The organism is Varibaculum cambriense DSM 15806 (assembly GCF_000420065.1).
In the GTDB taxonomy this organism is placed as follows: Bacteria; Actinomycetota; Actinomycetes; order Actinomycetales; family Actinomycetaceae; genus Varibaculum; species Varibaculum cambriense.
Map to the genome: position 1 here is coordinate 776,317 of NZ_ATUF01000002.1, position 15,052 is coordinate 791,368.

Annotated in this window: 16 protein-coding genes; 9 read left to right on the plus strand and 7 right to left on the minus strand. The window is 49.7% G+C overall.

Annotated elements, in window-relative coordinates:
- The first annotated feature begins 167 nt into the window (after positions 1 to 167).
- The 8 genes from rpmH (at position 168) to F605_RS0103470 (ending at position 5,743) form a co-directional block, all read left to right on the plus strand.
- Positions 168 to 305: a 50S ribosomal protein L34 gene (gene rpmH, locus F605_RS11275; protein ID WP_081639105.1), complete on the plus strand. Its 138-nt coding sequence runs from the start codon at positions 168 to 170 to the stop codon at positions 303 to 305.
- Between the two features lie 3 nt (positions 306 to 308).
- Entirely contained in the window at positions 309 to 662 is a 354-nt protein-coding gene (gene rnpA / locus F605_RS0103440; RefSeq protein WP_022864517.1) for a ribonuclease P protein component, read from the plus strand.
- Positions 659 to 985 carry a membrane protein insertion efficiency factor YidD gene (gene yidD / locus F605_RS09675; RefSeq protein ID WP_022864518.1) on the plus strand — a complete coding sequence of 109 codons (327 nt, stop codon included), beginning with the start codon at positions 659 to 661 and terminating at the stop codon, positions 983 to 985. The genes rnpA and yidD overlap by 4 nt, the downstream gene beginning before the upstream one ends.
- Positions 986 to 1,004: 19 nt before the next feature.
- Positions 1,005 to 2,381, plus strand: a complete 1,377-nt coding sequence (yidC, locus tag F605_RS10965) for a membrane protein insertase YidC (protein ID WP_022864519.1) — start codon at positions 1,005 to 1,007, stop codon at positions 2,379 to 2,381.
- Between the two features lie 35 nt (positions 2,382 to 2,416).
- Positions 2,417 to 2,941, plus strand: a complete 525-nt coding sequence (locus F605_RS0103455; protein WP_022864520.1) for a Jag family protein — start codon at positions 2,417 to 2,419, stop codon at positions 2,939 to 2,941.
- 61 nt (positions 2,942 to 3,002) lie between these two features.
- Entirely contained in the window at positions 3,003 to 3,656 is a 654-nt protein-coding gene (rsmG, locus tag F605_RS0103460) for a 16S rRNA (guanine(527)-N(7))-methyltransferase RsmG (protein WP_022864521.1), read from the plus strand.
- 33 nt (positions 3,657 to 3,689) lie between these two features.
- Positions 3,690 to 4,595, plus strand: coding sequence for a ParA family protein (locus tag F605_RS0103465; protein ID WP_022864522.1), 906 nt, complete (start codon positions 3,690 to 3,692; stop codon positions 4,593 to 4,595).
- A complete protein-coding gene (locus F605_RS0103470; protein WP_022864523.1) occupies positions 4,595 to 5,743 on the plus strand; it encodes a ParB/RepB/Spo0J family partition protein in 1,149 nt (382 codons plus the stop codon). Before F605_RS0103465 ends, F605_RS0103470 begins: the two co-directional genes overlap by 1 nt.
- 37 nt (positions 5,744 to 5,780) lie before the next feature.
- Here F605_RS0103470 and F605_RS09685 read toward each other — a convergent pair whose 3' ends face one another.
- The 5 genes from F605_RS09685 to F605_RS0103495 form a co-directional block, all read right to left on the minus strand.
- Positions 5,781 to 6,743, minus strand: coding sequence for a D-alanine--D-alanine ligase family protein (locus tag F605_RS09685; protein WP_040765056.1), 963 nt, complete (start codon positions 6,741 to 6,743; stop codon positions 5,781 to 5,783).
- The gene (locus tag F605_RS0103480; RefSeq protein ID WP_022864524.1) at positions 6,736 to 8,007 is read right to left on the minus strand and encodes an aminotransferase-like domain-containing protein; all 1,272 of its coding nucleotides are present in this window, start codon (positions 8,005 to 8,007) and stop codon (positions 6,736 to 6,738) included. Before F605_RS0103480 ends, F605_RS09685 begins: the two co-directional genes overlap by 8 nt.
- A 98-nt stretch (positions 8,008 to 8,105) precedes the next feature.
- Complete coding sequence (locus F605_RS09690; protein WP_022864525.1) at positions 8,106 to 8,966, minus strand: cytochrome c biogenesis CcdA family protein; 861 nt, start codon at positions 8,964 to 8,966, stop codon at positions 8,106 to 8,108.
- On the minus strand, positions 8,966 to 9,793 hold the full coding sequence (locus tag F605_RS0103490; RefSeq protein WP_022864526.1) for a DsbA family protein: 828 nt from the start codon (positions 9,791 to 9,793) through the stop codon (positions 8,966 to 8,968). The genes F605_RS09690 and F605_RS0103490 overlap by 1 nt, the downstream gene beginning before the upstream one ends.
- 60 nt (positions 9,794 to 9,853) lie before the next feature.
- On the minus strand, positions 9,854 to 12,421 hold the full coding sequence (locus tag F605_RS0103495) for a lysylphosphatidylglycerol synthase transmembrane domain-containing protein (protein WP_022864527.1): 2,568 nt from the start codon (positions 12,419 to 12,421) through the stop codon (positions 9,854 to 9,856).
- A 132-nt stretch (positions 12,422 to 12,553) separates the two neighbouring features.
- Between F605_RS0103495 and F605_RS09695 the strand changes: the two genes are divergently transcribed.
- Positions 12,554 to 13,213, plus strand: a complete 660-nt coding sequence (locus F605_RS09695; protein WP_022864528.1) for a DedA family protein — start codon at positions 12,554 to 12,556, stop codon at positions 13,211 to 13,213.
- 31 nt (positions 13,214 to 13,244) lie between these two features.
- On the opposite strand, the gene F605_RS0103505 is transcribed toward F605_RS09695, so the two are convergent.
- Positions 13,245 to 13,517: a heavy-metal-associated domain-containing protein gene (locus F605_RS0103505; RefSeq protein ID WP_022864529.1), complete on the minus strand. Its 273-nt coding sequence runs from the start codon at positions 13,515 to 13,517 to the stop codon at positions 13,245 to 13,247.
- A gap of 176 nt (positions 13,518 to 13,693) precedes the next feature.
- Positions 13,694 to 14,980: a hypothetical protein gene (locus F605_RS0103510; RefSeq protein ID WP_022864530.1), complete on the minus strand. Its 1,287-nt coding sequence runs from the start codon at positions 14,978 to 14,980 to the stop codon at positions 13,694 to 13,696.
- Between the last annotated feature and the right edge of the window lie 72 nt (positions 14,981 to 15,052).

Genomic DNA, 15,052 nt, shown 5'->3' on the forward strand with positions numbered 1-15,052 from the left:
ACAGCTTAGAATCTATTGAGAAAAAAATAGTGTTCATAACCACTCAATAACTATTTGACCTGGCAAAGCGCTATGCGTAGGCTTGCATATGTTGTCTAATCTAGGCTAAATGAAACTAAGATGCCGGAGTCTTATCCGGTGAGTGCATAACATTCAGGAGAACTAAAGTGACAAAGCGGACTTTTCAGCCGAATAACCGTCGCCGAGCCAAGAAACACGGATTCCGGGCAAGAATGCGTACCCGCGCAGGCCGCGCTATTATCGCTAATCGCCGGCGTAAGGGGCGCAAGGATCTTTCGGCCTAAAACATGTTGCCCCAGGCCAATCGCCTGAAGAAATCAGCCGATTTTTCCCAAGTTTTTCGGCGTGGCAATAGCGCTGGAAACCAACTAATGGTGGTGCACCACCTACCCGACCAGTTAGGCACTGCGGAGCCGCTGGTCGGTTTCGTTGTACCAAAAAGAAACCTACCGCGGGCAGTAGATAGAAATCGCATCAAGCGGCAATTGCGTGCTCTAAGTGCTGGGCGGATACAGAAGTTTGGTAGCGGTAGTATCACGGTGGTGCGCGCCCTCGGGAAAGCTAAAAATGCTTCCTACCCGCAACTAGGGGCAGCTTTGGATCAAGCTTTGGCTCGGGCGCAGGCGAAAGGGAAAAAGTGAGCAAAAATCTGGGGCAGGCGAGTTTAGTTTTTTTAGTTCGCCTTTATCGGCGCTATATCTCTCCCCTGTTCCCGGCTCGCTGCAAGTACTATCCCACTTGTAGCACCTACGCGCTTACAGCCTTAAAAACGCACGGTGCCCTGAAAGGGAGCCTCCTTTCGGCTTGGAGACTGGTGCGTTGTAATCCTTTTTCCGATGGTGGGGTGGATTATCCACCAGAAAAAGGTAACTGGAAGAGCGCGCCCTATCACCAGATGACTTTAAGTGAACTCCAAGCACATTGGGCAAAGATAGATAACGCCACCATGTCTACTAGGGGATAATAAGTAAAGGAGCATATTGATGATGCTAAGTACGCAGCTGTTAGCGGCAGCAGCTAATCAACCCACTTCCGGCGGATGGTATGACACGGTTTTATACCCTTTCAAATGGGTCACCGCCTGGGTACTGGTAGGGATTCATAAAGGCTTAACGGTTCTGGGGTTACCGGAAGGTCCCGGGGTTACCTGGGTACTATCCATCGTGGTGTTGACCATCTTTGTGCGGCTGCTTATTATTCCGCTGTTTATTAAGCAGATTAAGTCGACGCGGGGCATGAGCGCGATCCAACCGCAGATCAAAAAGATCCAAGAAAAATATAAAGGTCGCAATGACCAGGTCTCTAAGCAGCAGATGAGCCAAGAAACTATGGCCTTGTACAAAGAGTACGGCGTTAATCCCATGGCCTCATGTTTCCCCTTGCTGATTCAATTGCCGATTTTGGCGGCCCTGTATCGGGTGCTGTGGCAAATGCCGTTAATCGCTAAGAATCCGGGAGCCCATATTGGCGGTTTTGATTCCCAGTTAGCTTCGGAAATGGATAAATCCACAGTTTTCGGAGTTTATCTATCGGACACTTTCAACAACAGTGCTTCTAATCCCACGACCACAAAAATTCTGATCATTGTGGCGGTAGTACTCTATGCCGGATTGATGTTCTTCCAACAGTTCATCAATATGCGGCGAAATATGAATGCCTCCAATCCGCAGCAAATGCGGATGATGAAGATGATGGTCTACGTAATGCCCCTGATGACCGCCTGGTTTGGTTTCATTGTGCAGATTGGGGTGTTGGTTTATTTAGTAGTGACCATGGTGGTCAGCTTTATTCAACAGCTGTTCGTAATGCACTATCTGCCCACCCCTGGTTCTCCCGCGCACGATGCCCAAATGCGACGTCACCAGGAAAAATATGACAAGTTTAAAGAGGAAACGCTAGCGGAGTACAATCAGAAGCTTTCCGAAATGGGGCTAAGTGGCGACGACGTAGCTAAAGGAATGCGTCTTGAGGTTAAAGCCAATCGCAAGGGCGACGAGGATCCCTTCTCAGGATTAGAAAATGGAGAGCAACTGCGTGAAGGAGTGGCGCTCCACAAGGAAACCCAGGATCGGCTGCATAAGAAAGCTCAAGATCTCGAGCTAGAAGAAAAACCAAAGAAGCCCCTAAAACAATCGCGGATGATGGCAGCACTACAGAAGAAAGCTGAAGAGCAGCAAGCTGCCATCAAACCAAGTACCCGTAATGCCCAGGCGCAACCGAAGAGGTTAACTCGGGCTCAGCGTGATGCCCAAGCTAAACGGCGTCGGCAAGCCGGCCAGCTAAGTGAGCAAGAAAAAGCGAAACGCCGGCAGGCACGCAGGAAGAATAATGCGAATAAAAATCGGGGTAAGAACCGATAGGATCATTGCAGATAGCTAAGAGAGGAATAGGTGCCATGAGTGAAGAAGCATCTGCGGAACGAGTTGCCGCATTGGAAGAAGAGGGCGATATCGCCGCTGATTATTTAGAAGAGCTGCTCGATATTGCGGATCTAGGTGGAGATCTCGAAATTGATGTAGAACATGATCGCGCCAGTGTCGATATTGTGGCTGATGCGCAAGATCTAAATGATCTGCAACGTCTAGTGGGCAAAGAGGGCGAAGTTTTAGAGTCCTTACAGGATTTAACTCGCCTGGCAGTTTCTCAAAAAACGGGAGAACATTCTCGGTTGATGTTGGATATTGCCGGTTATCGGCAAGAACGTAAACAAGAGTTACGCTCTATTGCGGAAGAGGCCATCACCAAGGCTAAAACCACGGGTGAGCCGGTGCGGTTGGAGCCGATGAATCCGTTTGAGCGCAAGGTTTGTCACGACGTGGCCGCCGAAGAAGGCGTGTATTCGGGTTCGCAGGGGCAGGCTCCCAACCGGGCAGTGGTTATTTATCCGGATGCTTCTGGTCCGGAAGCAGAAGAAGAATAGTTCTCGCGATGTCGACAATATCTCGTGGATTTTGTCTGATTGGTACTAATAGATTGTGGCTATGCAACCAGAACTGCACCTTGAAGTAGCTCAACCCGGAGCTGAGGTGGAGGCGTTTTTTGGGTCCTCCTATGGAAAGATGCAGGCTTATGCCCAGATGTTGGCGGAGCAGGGGGAACTGCGGGGCCTGATCGGTCCGCGGGAATTACCGCGGATCTGGCCGCGACACATCTTAAATTGTGCGTCGGCAGAAAAGTTTTTACCGTTGGGCCGTGACGTAACCATTGCCGATGTAGGCTCTGGAGCTGGACTTCCAGGGATTGTTTTGGCAATTATGCGACCTGATCTTAAATTCTTCTTGATTGAACCTTTGGCTAGGCGGGTAGTGTGGCTAGAGGAAGTAAAACAAGAGTTAGGATTGGATAATGTGGAGATTTTACGATCTCGCAGTCAGGATCTCCCTTCCGAGCAGAAATTTTCCGCGGTTACCTCGCGGGCAGTGGCGAATTTAAAAAAGCTGATCCGGATCTCCGGGAAGTTGGTGGCTCCTCGAGGACGGATGCTAGCAATTAAGGGTGAGCGTGCTCCTTTAGAATTGTCGGCGGCTGAGGCGGAGTTGCGGGCAGCTAAGCTTGATAACGCACACATAGAAGAAGTTCCTTCTCTAATGGACGATTCGATTACTCGGATTATTATGGCAACCAAACGCCCCTAGTGGCTACCTATTTTTTGCATTTTTGGAGGCATAATGAGCAAGCATCGTTTAGCTGATGCCGCTATGGTGGAACAAGCAGATACCGATGAAGAGTTTTCCAGAAGGGAACGCGGTAGCTCTAAGCTTCAGTTGGGCGCTTTACCGCATCCGCAAAGTACCCGGGTAATTGCAGTAGCTAATCAAAAAGGTGGGGTCGGTAAAACCACCACCGTCGTAAATATCGCAGCGGCTCTGGCTTTAGGGGGCCTTAAAGTACTGGTAATTGATGCTGACCAGCAAGGTAATGCTTCTTCTTCGCTGGGATTTCGGCATCTAGAGGAAGATCAGAATTCTCTCTATGAGGTGATGACGCAGGGAATTCCCTTGCGGGAAGCCTTGTTACAGAATGAGCAACTACCGAATTTGTGGGTGGTACCGGCCTCTATGAATATGGCCGGGATTGAACTGGAACTTAATGAGCGAACGAATTTTCAACAAATTCTAGCTGAAGCCCTGGGTGAGTTACTTTCTAGCGGTGAGCAATTTGATTACATCTTTATTGATTCACCCCCTTCGTTGGGAATTATGACGGTTAATGCCCTCGTGGCTGCAAAGGAAGTATTGGTACCCTTGCAGGCGGAATATCTTGCTTTGGAAGGGCTCACGCAATTGACGAAAACCATAGATATGTTGGTTATTCGGCTTAATCCCACTCTGCGTTTCACTGCCATTTTACCCACGATGGTTACGACTAATACCTTGCTCAGCAAAGGAGTATTAGAAGAGGTAAAAGCTTATTATGGTGACATCGTGATGCAAACTATTATTCCTCGTAACATTGCCTTGGCGGAAGCGCCCTCTCATGAAGAGTCAATTTTGACTTACCAACCGGCTTCTAAAGGTGCAAAATGTTATTTGGATGCTGCATATGAGTTAGTTAGTCGTGAGGTGAAATCGTAATGACGCGAAAAAGTCATTTAGGGAGAGGACTGTCGGCACTGATCCCTACCGAGCCGGTTGAAACTAGAACAAATGAAATTGCGAAAGATGCTAATACCCGACCGGCAGATATTTTTTTTGGAGGACACGGACATTCCCCTAAGGGTGGTTCGGCAAAAGATTTATTGGAACCCCGAAAAAATGTTTCACGTGAAACATCGAGTGTTTCTAGTAAAAAAGTAAATCGAAAAACTAGCACGTCTGGATTGACGAAGAAAAATCTCAAATCTGATGCGAAACAAAAACCTGCAGCGGATGATGTTTCACGTGAAACATCACTGGTGCCAGTGCCAGGTGCAAAACTAGAATTAATTGAGGTTGCTAAGGTACATCCGAACCGGTCACAGCCGCGACAAACCTTTGATGAGGACGAAATTGCTGAGCTCGCTGCCTCGATAAAAGAAGTCGGCTTACTCCAGCCGATCGTAGTACGCACAGATCCGACTGATAAAAACGCGTACGAACTTATAATGGGAGAACGGCGTCTGCGGGCTTGCCAACTAGCGAAGGTACCGCAGGTTCCAGCTATTGTTCGCGAAACTAGCGACAATAAAATGTTGTTGGATGCGCTAATTGAAAACCTGCATCGGGTACAGCTAAATCCTTTAGAGGAAGCTGCCGCCTACCAGCAATTGATGGAAGATTTTGGGTGTACTCAACAGGAGCTATCTAGGCGGGTTGCGAAGTCTCGTCCCGCCATTACCAACGCCTTGCGATTATTACGCCTGCCCGCCAGCGTACAACCAAAGGTCGCTGCGGGAGTGCTTTCGGCGGGGCATGCGCGAGCTTTGCTGGCGGTTAGTGATCCGCAAGATCAGGAATACTTGGCGGAGCGCATTATAGCTGAGGGACTATCGGTACGCTCTACCGAAGAAATTGTGGCGCTGGGAAATGTTCGGGGAGCACCTGTTCGTACTCGTAAGAATGGGCCAAGGCGCGAAATTCAGCTTTCACCGACTCAGACGGCTACTCAGGAACGGTGGACAGAAATTCTTGATACCCGAGTATCACTTAAGCCCGGAAAAAAAATTAGCAAGTTGGTCATTGAGTATGCTGATGAAGCTGATTTGGAACGTCTGACCAGCTTACTAGAACAAGCTAGGCAGTAGCCTTAAAAGGTACCAACTAGCATCCCTCCTAATTTGTCTAGCTGCGTTGTCCCCTACCAGCGGCTTGGAGAGTGATGATCTCGATTAATTTTCCGAAGCCGGTATCAGCCTCAGCTGCTAGTGGCCACAAAGAAGTATCTGTCATTCCCGGAACCACATTTGCATCTATAAACCAGGGAGTACCGTCACCATCAACGATGAGATCGATGCGTGAAAAATCTTCTAATTCTAAAACGCGATGACATTCTAAAGCTAGGGTTCTAACTGATTTATCAAGCTCGGACGCTAAAGGTGCCGGAGCAAAAAATTCGGTACGTCCGGTTAGATAACGCGCGTCAAAATCGTACCTACCCACATCGGTACGGATTTCCACCGGCGGAAGCGCCCGCGCCGTTCCCTGTTCTTCCACAATCGATACCGAAATTTCACGACCCTTGATGAACCGTTCAATCAGTACTTCATCATCATATGCAAAAGCGTTTACCATCGCGGTTCGCAAGGCACCCTCGTCCTCAACGTAGGTAATCCCCATTGCTGATCCGCCGCGAGAAGGTTTCACCATCAACGGATATCCCAAATGCCTAGAGACTTCCTTGAGTAGGGTATCTGCCCCTACCTGGCGAAATAGAATCTGGGGAAGTGCAACTGACTGCGGAGTAGGCAAGCAATTTTTTTCCACCACTGATTTGGCAACCGGTTTAGAAAGAGAAATCCGGCAGCCCTTAGGACCGGAACCTACATATGGCAATCCGCTCAACTCTAATAAATCTTGTAGGGAGCCATCCTCGCCCTCGCGGCCGTGAATAATCGGCCACACCACGTCGGGTTCAAAATCTCTTAAAGAATTAAGTAAATCCCGGTCAAGTTCTAAACTTTTGAGTTCATGACCAAATCTGCGTAACTGGGTCGCTACTCGATTCGCAGAACGTAAAGAAACCTCCCGTTCATGTAGCTGTCCCCCGGTAATAATCGCAATTTTTAAGGCAGCGTCACTATTCATTGCTCTTACCTTTCTGCTGGGAAGCAAATAACTTAACCAGTTCCATTTCCCGATGCACCACCTTCGCTAAACGGCGTACCCCTTCACGAATCTCATCTGGGGTGGGATAACAGAATGAGAGTCTAATATTTTGATGTCCCTGGTCAGAGGCATAAAAAGCGGTTCCTGGAGTATAGGCAACCAGCTCACTGACTGCTCTATTTAGCATAGCTTTGGAATCTAGACCTTCCGGGAGAGTTAGCCAAGTATAGAAGCCACCATCGGGCACCGTCCAGCTGCATTCAGGTAGATAATCATGTAAAGCAGTTAGCATGGTATCGCGACGACCTCGGTACATTTGCCGGTAGGAATCAATCTGTCCGCGCCAATCATAATCCCGCAGGTAGGCATGAATCGCCATCTGCCCGACCATAGAGGGCGATAAAATGGCTGATTCCGAAGCCACCACTAGTTTGTCTCGTACCGCTGGCGGTGCGTAGGCCCAGCCAATCCTGAAGCCCGGCGCGAATATCTTAGAAAAAGAACCTAAGTAAACTACCAGATCAGGTGCTAGTTCTACTAAGGGAGTTAAGGTCTGTCCTTCAAAGCCGAGCAGGCCATAAGGGTTATCCTCTAGAACCAGAACCCCATATTTGCGGCACAGATTAACTAACTCTTTGCGCCGAGAAAGAGACATGGAAACCCCAGCAGGATTATGGAAATTGGGGATGGTGTAAAGGTATTTAATCCGTTTTCCTTCCGCCCGAATCTGCTCTACGGTGCGGGCAAACTCTTCGGGAATCAAACCTTCGTCATCTAGGGGAATATGACGGACATCAGCTTGGTAGGCCTTAAAGACACCTAAGGCTCCTACGTAAGAGGGCGATTCCGCTAATATTACGTCTCCTGGCTCAATAAAAAGCTGTGTTACCAGGTCTAATGCCTGCTGGGATCCGGTGGTTACCACCACGTTATCCGGGTTGGCATGGATGCCTTCGGCCGCCATGACTTCGGTAATAGATTCGCGTAAAGGTGCCCAACCTTGACCCCCTCCATATTGCATTGCCTGCTCGCCATGCTCGAGCACCAATTGCTGGGCACTATTAGCTAATTTTGCGAGCGGAAGGTCATGAATATTGGGCATTCCGCCCGCTAGGGATACTACTTCGGGACGGGATACCACTGAAAATAAGGCCCGAATTTCAGATTCGCGAAGGTTATGAGCTCGCGCGGCGTAGGAATCCTGCCAAAGATCGAGATGGGTTCCATGCTTTTGCGCGCTCATTTACGTCTCCTTTACTAGATTAATTGCTATTTTCGCATGAAGAACCCAGGTGACCAAAGCCGAAGCCATAAAAAGCGCAAAAGTGGAGTAAAACGGCTTTACTGGAGAGTTGATTTCGGCGCGTTGTCCTCAGGGGACTGACGTTTTCGAGCACGTAGATACCAGATCAAGGTTCCTAAAAACACTACCAATAACACTAAAAGTAAAGGCAAAAGTAAATCCGGAAGTACACTAGCTGCACTGGTAATCCGGGTTTCCAAAGCCACTTGTTGGGCAGGGGTAAGTAGGGAGCCTAAGTTAGTACCCCCCGTAATTATTAACAGCACGCCCACGACCGTGAACACTAATCCCGATATCAAAGAACCCCACGTAGTTTGCCGCCCTAAAAACTTTAGCGGACGCGGGTGGAATAGGCGCTGCTGGCGGGCAGTTAAGGAACCCCAGATTAGAGAAAGTAAAGCAACCGGGGTGAACATTCCCAGGGCGTACCAAAACATCAGCGCGGCGCCGCGTAAACTGGAACCCGTTAAGGTAGCGGCTGAAAGCACCGCACCCAAGATCGGACCGGTACAACCGGATCCAGCTAACCCATAAGAAATACCAAAAAGAAAAATACCAATGACGCTAGGTCGAGTCGCACCTCCCAAAGCTCGAGGTAACGGCAGTTTAGGTAACGGAAGCGCAAGAACTTGGGTGATACCTAAAAGAGTGATTACCACCCCGACTATTAGGGTCAGCATATGGGAGTGGGAAAGCAACCAGCCCCCCAGCCCTCCGGCGGCAAAACCTAAGGGTACTAAGGCGATCACCAGCCCGCCTAGGAATATTAAAATTCGCTGCAGTAGTCGCGAGCGATCCTCGAAAGCGCAAGCGAAAAAGGCCGGTAGTAAAAAAGCACCACAGGGAGCTAGGAAGGTAACTAATCCCCCTAGGTAGGCGATAGTAAAGTTAATAGACATTAGCGAGTCTTAGCTGTTTTAGCTGCTATTTCAATGGTTTGAATAAAGCTGTCGGCAGGGAGAGCGCCAGTAATTACATAGTTGTTTATGAAAAATGCGGGAGTGCCACTAAGTCCGACTGCATGTGCATGCGAACTTTCATTTTCAATAGTGGCGGCAGTTTCGGTAGCCGCAAAATCTTGGTTAAAACGTGCCAAGTCACTAACGCCGCTAGCTTGGGCTACTTGGGTAACTAGCTCTTTATTCCAACTAATGTGACCATTACCATCCTGAGCAGCTAGTTTGGTGGCGTTAAGCAGGTACTCCCAAAACTTTCCTTGTTTAGATGCCGCGATCGAGCCGGCCGCTCCTAGGTCAGAATGGTATTGCGACGCAAAAATTGACAGGTTATTGAACTCGATACGCAAAGTCCCATTATCAATATAGGGTTTTAGCTTTGGGAAAACCGCTGATTCATACTGGTAACACATGGGACAGGAAAAATCAGAGAACTGAACCATAGTTACCGGGGCTTTGGGGTCTCCGATTGCCCGCGGATCCGCTTCATCATTCCGATAAAAAGATTTAATTGCCTTTTTTCCCTGTTCTTCGGTTACCGCGGTAACTCCTTGCGGGAGCTGATCGCTTTGGCGCTCACTCGAATCGGCGCCGCGATCGCTTTGACTGGCTACAGGAGTATCGGTGCTGCTACTAGCAGTAGATTTGTCCGATCCCAGATAGTAGGCAATGGAAAAAACTAACACTAGTACCGAGATCGCCAGCAGCGTCAGTATCACTATGGCTGCTGGTTTCTTCTTTATCGGCGCCGGGTTAACGGAGTCACTCATAAACTTATTACCTTTCCTCACTTCTAGCCTAAGGGAGATTAGGTGAAGCTAGCTAGTTAGTTATAGCACGTCACGTCGCTGCAGGTAGTGCATCGCCAACCAGCCAATGGGGGCGCGCATCCAAAAAGTGAGTAACCGGTACAGCAAGGCTCCGGATAAGGCAATGGCGCCCGGTACCCCCGCTACTTGCAAACCAGCAGTTAGGGCTGCTTCCACCGGCCCGAGTCCCCCCGGAGTGGGAATCAGCGAGCCCAAAGTGTTTGATACTAGGAAAGTAACCGTAATAGTAGCTATTGGTAAATGGTAACCAAATGCTGCCAGGGCACAATAGAACGCTGCTACCTGCAGACCGGTTTGCATTAAACATCCCACAGTGGTGAGTGCCATTCTGCGGGGACTGGAAGTAATCCAAATTAGGCGTGGCCAAACTTGGTGAAAAGTGGGTTGCACTTTTGCCCAAATCCATTTACGTACCTGCGGAACCGCCATAGCCGCCACCAGTAGTGCCACTATCGACAAGACGGTCGCCAATACTGTCGAGGAGGGTAAACGCACGTTCATGGAGGTTCCGGTAAACATAACCATGACGGCTAGTAGCGCTACCGTAATAACAAATTGGAATAGTTGCATTAGAGAAACGGTTGCGAGGGCGAGAGCGCCGGTCATCTGCTTCTTAGTTAAATACCGCAGGTTAAGGGCGCCCACTCCCACTCCTGCGGGTACTACTAATGAGGTCACCGAACCCGCCAATTGCAGTAAGAATAGCTCGCCGTAGCCTAAGCGGTTGGGGGTTACTGCCTGTAGAGAAAGCGCCTGGCCGCTACTCATAGCTATGGCAAAGAAAGCCCCGATGAGAATCCACCAGATGTTAGCGGTAGAAATCGTGGCATAGATTTCTTTGAAGTTTAAAGAACCCAAAATAATCAGTACTGCCATAACTCCCAGGGCAGTGAATAGCAAAGAGGAGTAGGAGAAGCGGCGTAGTTGAGCCCGCGGAACTGGGCTGGGATCACTCTTGGCTTGAGAGAAGAGTTCCTGGCGTAGCGTCGCTAGCAGCGGGCTCTTACGGAGTTTTTGTCTAGTTGCGGAAGGTAGCGCCAAGGTTTGCAGTACTGGCACCATCGCTTCGATTTGAGAAGCGGGAACTACTGCTCTCATGGCCGCAACTGCCCGGTCTTTTCCGAGGTAAAGACTAGTTAAGACCAGTAACTGAACCTGGTCAATTAATATCGACATTTTGGAGGCGGCGACTTCCCCATCGGACCAGTTAAGAAAGTATAGGGATCCATCTGCTCCTAAACATAGATTGTCGGCATTAATATTACGGTGAGCCAGGCCATTTTGATGGGCTTTTACTAGCTGGGACCAGGCAGCACGTAATTGTTCATCGGAGATATCAGAAGGAGAGAGGCTAGAAACAGCACGTAAAGAAACATCGTCTTCGAAGATATTTAGCATGGTGCTTCCATAGTGAGCCAGACCATGATAGGGACGAGTTTTAAGCTGTGCCCGGGTAGTCATAGCTCCCATAAGCGCCGTGTATTCTCCATTTTGCCGCACGGTCGCAGCGGTTGATTTTGAAAAAGAACGTAGCCGCAGATTGGTCCAGATTCCAGTGATCCAGGTAGAGAGGCGGGAATCTCCATCGGTAGCTATCATGCGATAGCGACGATTGTTCTCAGCAATAACGCAATAAACCCTTTCACCGGGTCTTACTGTTTCCGTAAAAGCTTTTAGGTCGCTACCGGCAAAGGTGGCTAGTTCTAAAACTGGATCTACATCGAGGTTTTTCCTTTCCATTTCCCCGACTGGTGCCACAGAACCGCTCTCGGTAGTGAAGGTAACCTCCTCTACGCTAAGCAGATCACCTTCCGTAGGAGGATCGAGACGTAAAATCATCCGGGGAGTGATTCCCACTTGTATCAGGGCAGTAATCAGCGCCCGTCCCGTCGGCCGGTAATTGCGTACCCCCCAGAGGTAACGTCCTAGGCAACCGGTTAAAGTTCCTAAAAATACCGTGATTAGCGCGGAAGGTAAGGTCATCCGTCCCTGTAAGACCGCTAAGAGTAAAATTGCCCAGGTTATTGCCCAGAGTACCCGCACTAACTGGTCGCGCCGGCGTTCACCGGCCATGGTCATCATGGCCACTACCGAAGTGAAGGGAATAGAGATTGCGACTATTGATCCCTCGACTGACCAAACTTTCAAAGCATTGGAAAATACGTAGGGCAATGCGGAGATTAAAGTAGCAGCCCCTAAAGCTACTATGCCCCCGACGACGGCAGTGAAAGCAGCTTGAAAGGTGCGTACCCATTGGCGGCGCAACGCTAACATGGAGATTAAAGCTATCGGAGCTGCCAAAATAAATAGGTTTTGCAACATTGAAAGCGGAAGGAGCAGAATCTGAGCCAAAGTGGTATTTACGAATACTTTGGTCAGATCCTGGGCGACTGCTTGGGTCGTGGCATGAGCGTAGATAGCCATTAGCACTATCAAAAATATGGCTGCTAGGTACATCCCGGCACGAGCCAGGTCGTCAATGCGCCGCAAACGGGAATTCTTCGCGTCAACAATTTCGGCGAGGTGCTTATCTAACAGTGGACTAGCCGTCTCCCCCGAAAAACTCATGTCTTGATTCTATGTGCAATCTAGGCGCATACCTAGATGTGAGCTTGCGCCCAGCCGGCCTGGTGCCCTGTCCGTCTCTAGGCATGCTCATCTAGGATGAGAAAGGATCATGAATTAGCATCAGGAGGACGAATGCTTGCGTCTGTAGTACCCGCAGGAGCTTTGGATTATCTAACCGACCCTAATCTTCTACTTAACACACTATTGGCAGAACTTGGGGGCTGGATGGTGGCTGCGGTCGCCCTGATAGTCTTCATCGAGTCTGGGGTGTTATTTCCGGTGCTACCAGGTGACTCTATGATCTTTGCCCTCGGTATCTTGCATAACCGGATACCGGGAGTCCCAGAATGGTTAACTTTTCTAGTACTATTTGTGGCCGCTATCTGTGGAAATATGGTGGGGTACTGGTTAGGACGTAAGTTCGGGCGGCGGCTTTTCAAAGATGATGCCCGCTATTTATCAATCGAAAACATGCACAAATCTGAGGACTTTTTCCGCCGCTATGGTGGGGTGGCGCTAGTACTGGCGCGTTTTGTACCCTTTGTACGTACTTTTGTACCCATCATTGCCGGCATCGGTAAACAAAATTACCGCCTATTCCTGATCTGGAACATGGTGGGAGCCGCCCTCTGGATCGGAGTTTTCATGCTGGCAGGGGTACTACTAGGAGATATCCCAGTAGTAGCTAATAACGTAGAGATAATCGCGATTGCAATCGTGGCCATCTCGGTACTACCGATGGTAGTTAGCTATTTTAAAACTCGATCCAGCAAGCAAAAAGCTGCTAAATAGGACGGATTAAATTCCTGGTTTGCGATAGCGATTAGTTGTCGCGCTTAATAGCTACTACTTCGTAACCGGCCTCTTTAATGGTGTCGCGGATAGTCTGATCCTCGATTTCATAATCCGTGAGGATAGTGACTTGGCTGGGTTCGTTACTGCGTAACAACACGGACACCCGTTTGACGGTTTCTAAACTTTCCAGAGCTTCAGTGATATGTTCTACGCACTTTTGGCAAGTCATCCCGGTAACTGAAATATCTATGGTGCGGTCATTGGCTTTCTTACCGGGTCGTTTTGCTGGGAAAAACCGCATGATACATCCTCTTCTCTAATAGTTCTACCTAGCCTAAAGTTTAATCTCTTATGCTAGCTTTGCAATGCCAAGTGTCAATAAAGCCTAGAGATAGCAAGACGGGACAGGAGATTGAGGGAATCTCCTGTCCCGTACCTGACCGATCTAGAAACCGTTAAGGCCAGTTCCCAGTGGACTTAACCGTTCATCAACGATCTGGTCAGGGCTATGGCGCCACCTGCGCCAATCAACCCAAGAACTGCAATCGCGGCAATGGTACCGAGCCCACCCATGCGGTCAACCACACTGGGGTTGGCATTGGCGGCTCTAGCCGCGGCGGGCGCCGAGGGCGCCGCCTTGGGTTCTTCTACACCCTGAACTTGACTGGCGGTCCCATTGCCAGTGCTTTCCTGCGCATTACCGGACCCTTCCTGAGCCGGTTTCACGGAGTTGTCCGAGGTATTAGAAGAATTATTATTACTTGCGTTATTAGAGGAAGTGGTGGGAGCTTCGCGGTAACGAACCGGACCGGGAACCGTCACGGTGCGAGTGTTTTCCCGATTCTGAATAATGGTGCGTACCGGAGCAGGCTGCGCGGGAGCAGGGTTGGCAGCCTGTCGCTGACTAGTTGCAGCCTTAGATGCTGCTGCGGACGAACTGCTGGGATTTGCTGCTCGAGGGGTCGTTTTCTTTTCTGCAGGGTCAAGAGTAGGTGCCGGGCGTTCTACTGTCGGGGCTTCCGGGGTATCCGGAACTTCGGGAACATCAGGATGGCTGGGTTCAGTTTCCGGGTCAGTTTCCGGTTGCGGGGCGGGACGAGTATCCAGTACTTTCAAGTCGGCCACTTCCGGGGCGCGGAACTGGTGCAAGGTTAATAGGGGATTCCAATCCTGCTTCACAGCCTGCGGATTCACTAGGAACTTTTTGATTTCCAGGTACTTATCAAAAGTATTGTTTTCCAAAACCGTGCTGAAATCGTATTCGCAGCCTGTGTTTACTCTCAAAGCGCCGTAGATCTCGTCCTCTAGCTGGACAAACACCCAGGGATGGAGATCCTTTACCGAGCTGTCAAAGTGGTAGCTGCCTGCCAGTCCAAGACCCGAGTTCCCTACCGAGCCTTCCAACCACCGCGAGCTTTCTTCAGCGCCAGGTTCAAAACTGTACATATAGCCGCCACCGTTGGGGTTGGTGTAGCTGTCGCGGCTGGGGAAGGGGTTTTGATCAGAGTCAGAAACGGTTAGAAACCAATCTTTACCGGCAGGGAGTTTATTAATCCGTACCTTTTCATAGCCCAACTGATCCGAGCCGATGCATCCGGCTAAAAACTTGGGGGTGTTCGCAACTGAGGTAGATACCGCTAGGTTACCGGCTGGCGATTCATCTGCCAGGTTACCGGCCGCCGCGACTGCTAAGAGACCGGCAGGTATCAATGCCGTTGCGCAAACCCCGGAAACTAGGGTCTTGGCGAAGTTCTTAAGCCTCATGATCAAATCCCTCATCTACTGCGGAGCCGTTGTTGGGAACGCTCCATTTATCTGGTACCAGTTCTAATCTTA

What these genes read in the sequence shown, in the direction of transcription:
- rnpA (WP_022864517.1), top strand. Translation starts at nt 309, where the DNA reads ATGTTGCCCCAGGCCAATCGCCTGAAGAAATCAGCCGATTTTTCCCAA.
- yidC (WP_022864519.1), top strand. Translation starts at nt 1,005, where the DNA reads ATGATGCTAAGTACGCAGCTGTTAGCGGCAGCAGCTAATCAACCCACT.
- F605_RS0103455 (WP_022864520.1), top strand. Translation starts at nt 2,417, where the DNA reads ATGAGTGAAGAAGCATCTGCGGAACGAGTTGCCGCATTGGAAGAAGAG.
- rsmG (WP_022864521.1), top strand. Translation starts at nt 3,003, where the DNA reads ATGCAACCAGAACTGCACCTTGAAGTAGCTCAACCCGGAGCTGAGGTG.
- F605_RS0103465 (WP_022864522.1), top strand. Translation starts at nt 3,690, where the DNA reads ATGAGCAAGCATCGTTTAGCTGATGCCGCTATGGTGGAACAAGCAGAT.
- F605_RS0103470 (WP_022864523.1), top strand. Translation starts at nt 4,595, where the DNA reads ATGACGCGAAAAAGTCATTTAGGGAGAGGACTGTCGGCACTGATCCCT.
- F605_RS09685 (WP_040765056.1), bottom strand. Translation starts at nt 6,743, where the DNA reads ATGAATAGTGACGCTGCCTTAAAAATTGCGATTATTACCGGGGGACAG.
- F605_RS0103480 (WP_022864524.1), bottom strand. Translation starts at nt 8,007, where the DNA reads ATGAGCGCGCAAAAGCATGGAACCCATCTCGATCTTTGGCAGGATTCC.
- F605_RS09690 (WP_022864525.1), bottom strand. Translation starts at nt 8,966, where the DNA reads ATGTCTATTAACTTTACTATCGCCTACCTAGGGGGATTAGTTACCTTC.
- F605_RS0103490 (WP_022864526.1), bottom strand. Translation starts at nt 9,793, where the DNA reads ATGAGTGACTCCGTTAACCCGGCGCCGATAAAGAAGAAACCAGCAGCC.
- F605_RS0103495 (WP_022864527.1), bottom strand. Translation starts at nt 12,421, where the DNA reads ATGAGTTTTTCGGGGGAGACGGCTAGTCCACTGTTAGATAAGCACCTC.
- F605_RS09695 (WP_022864528.1), top strand. Translation starts at nt 12,554, where the DNA reads ATGCTTGCGTCTGTAGTACCCGCAGGAGCTTTGGATTATCTAACCGAC.
- F605_RS0103505 (WP_022864529.1), bottom strand. Translation starts at nt 13,517, where the DNA reads ATGCGGTTTTTCCCAGCAAAACGACCCGGTAAGAAAGCCAATGACCGC.
- F605_RS0103510 (WP_022864530.1), bottom strand. Translation starts at nt 14,980, where the DNA reads ATGAGGCTTAAGAACTTCGCCAAGACCCTAGTTTCCGGGGTTTGCGCA.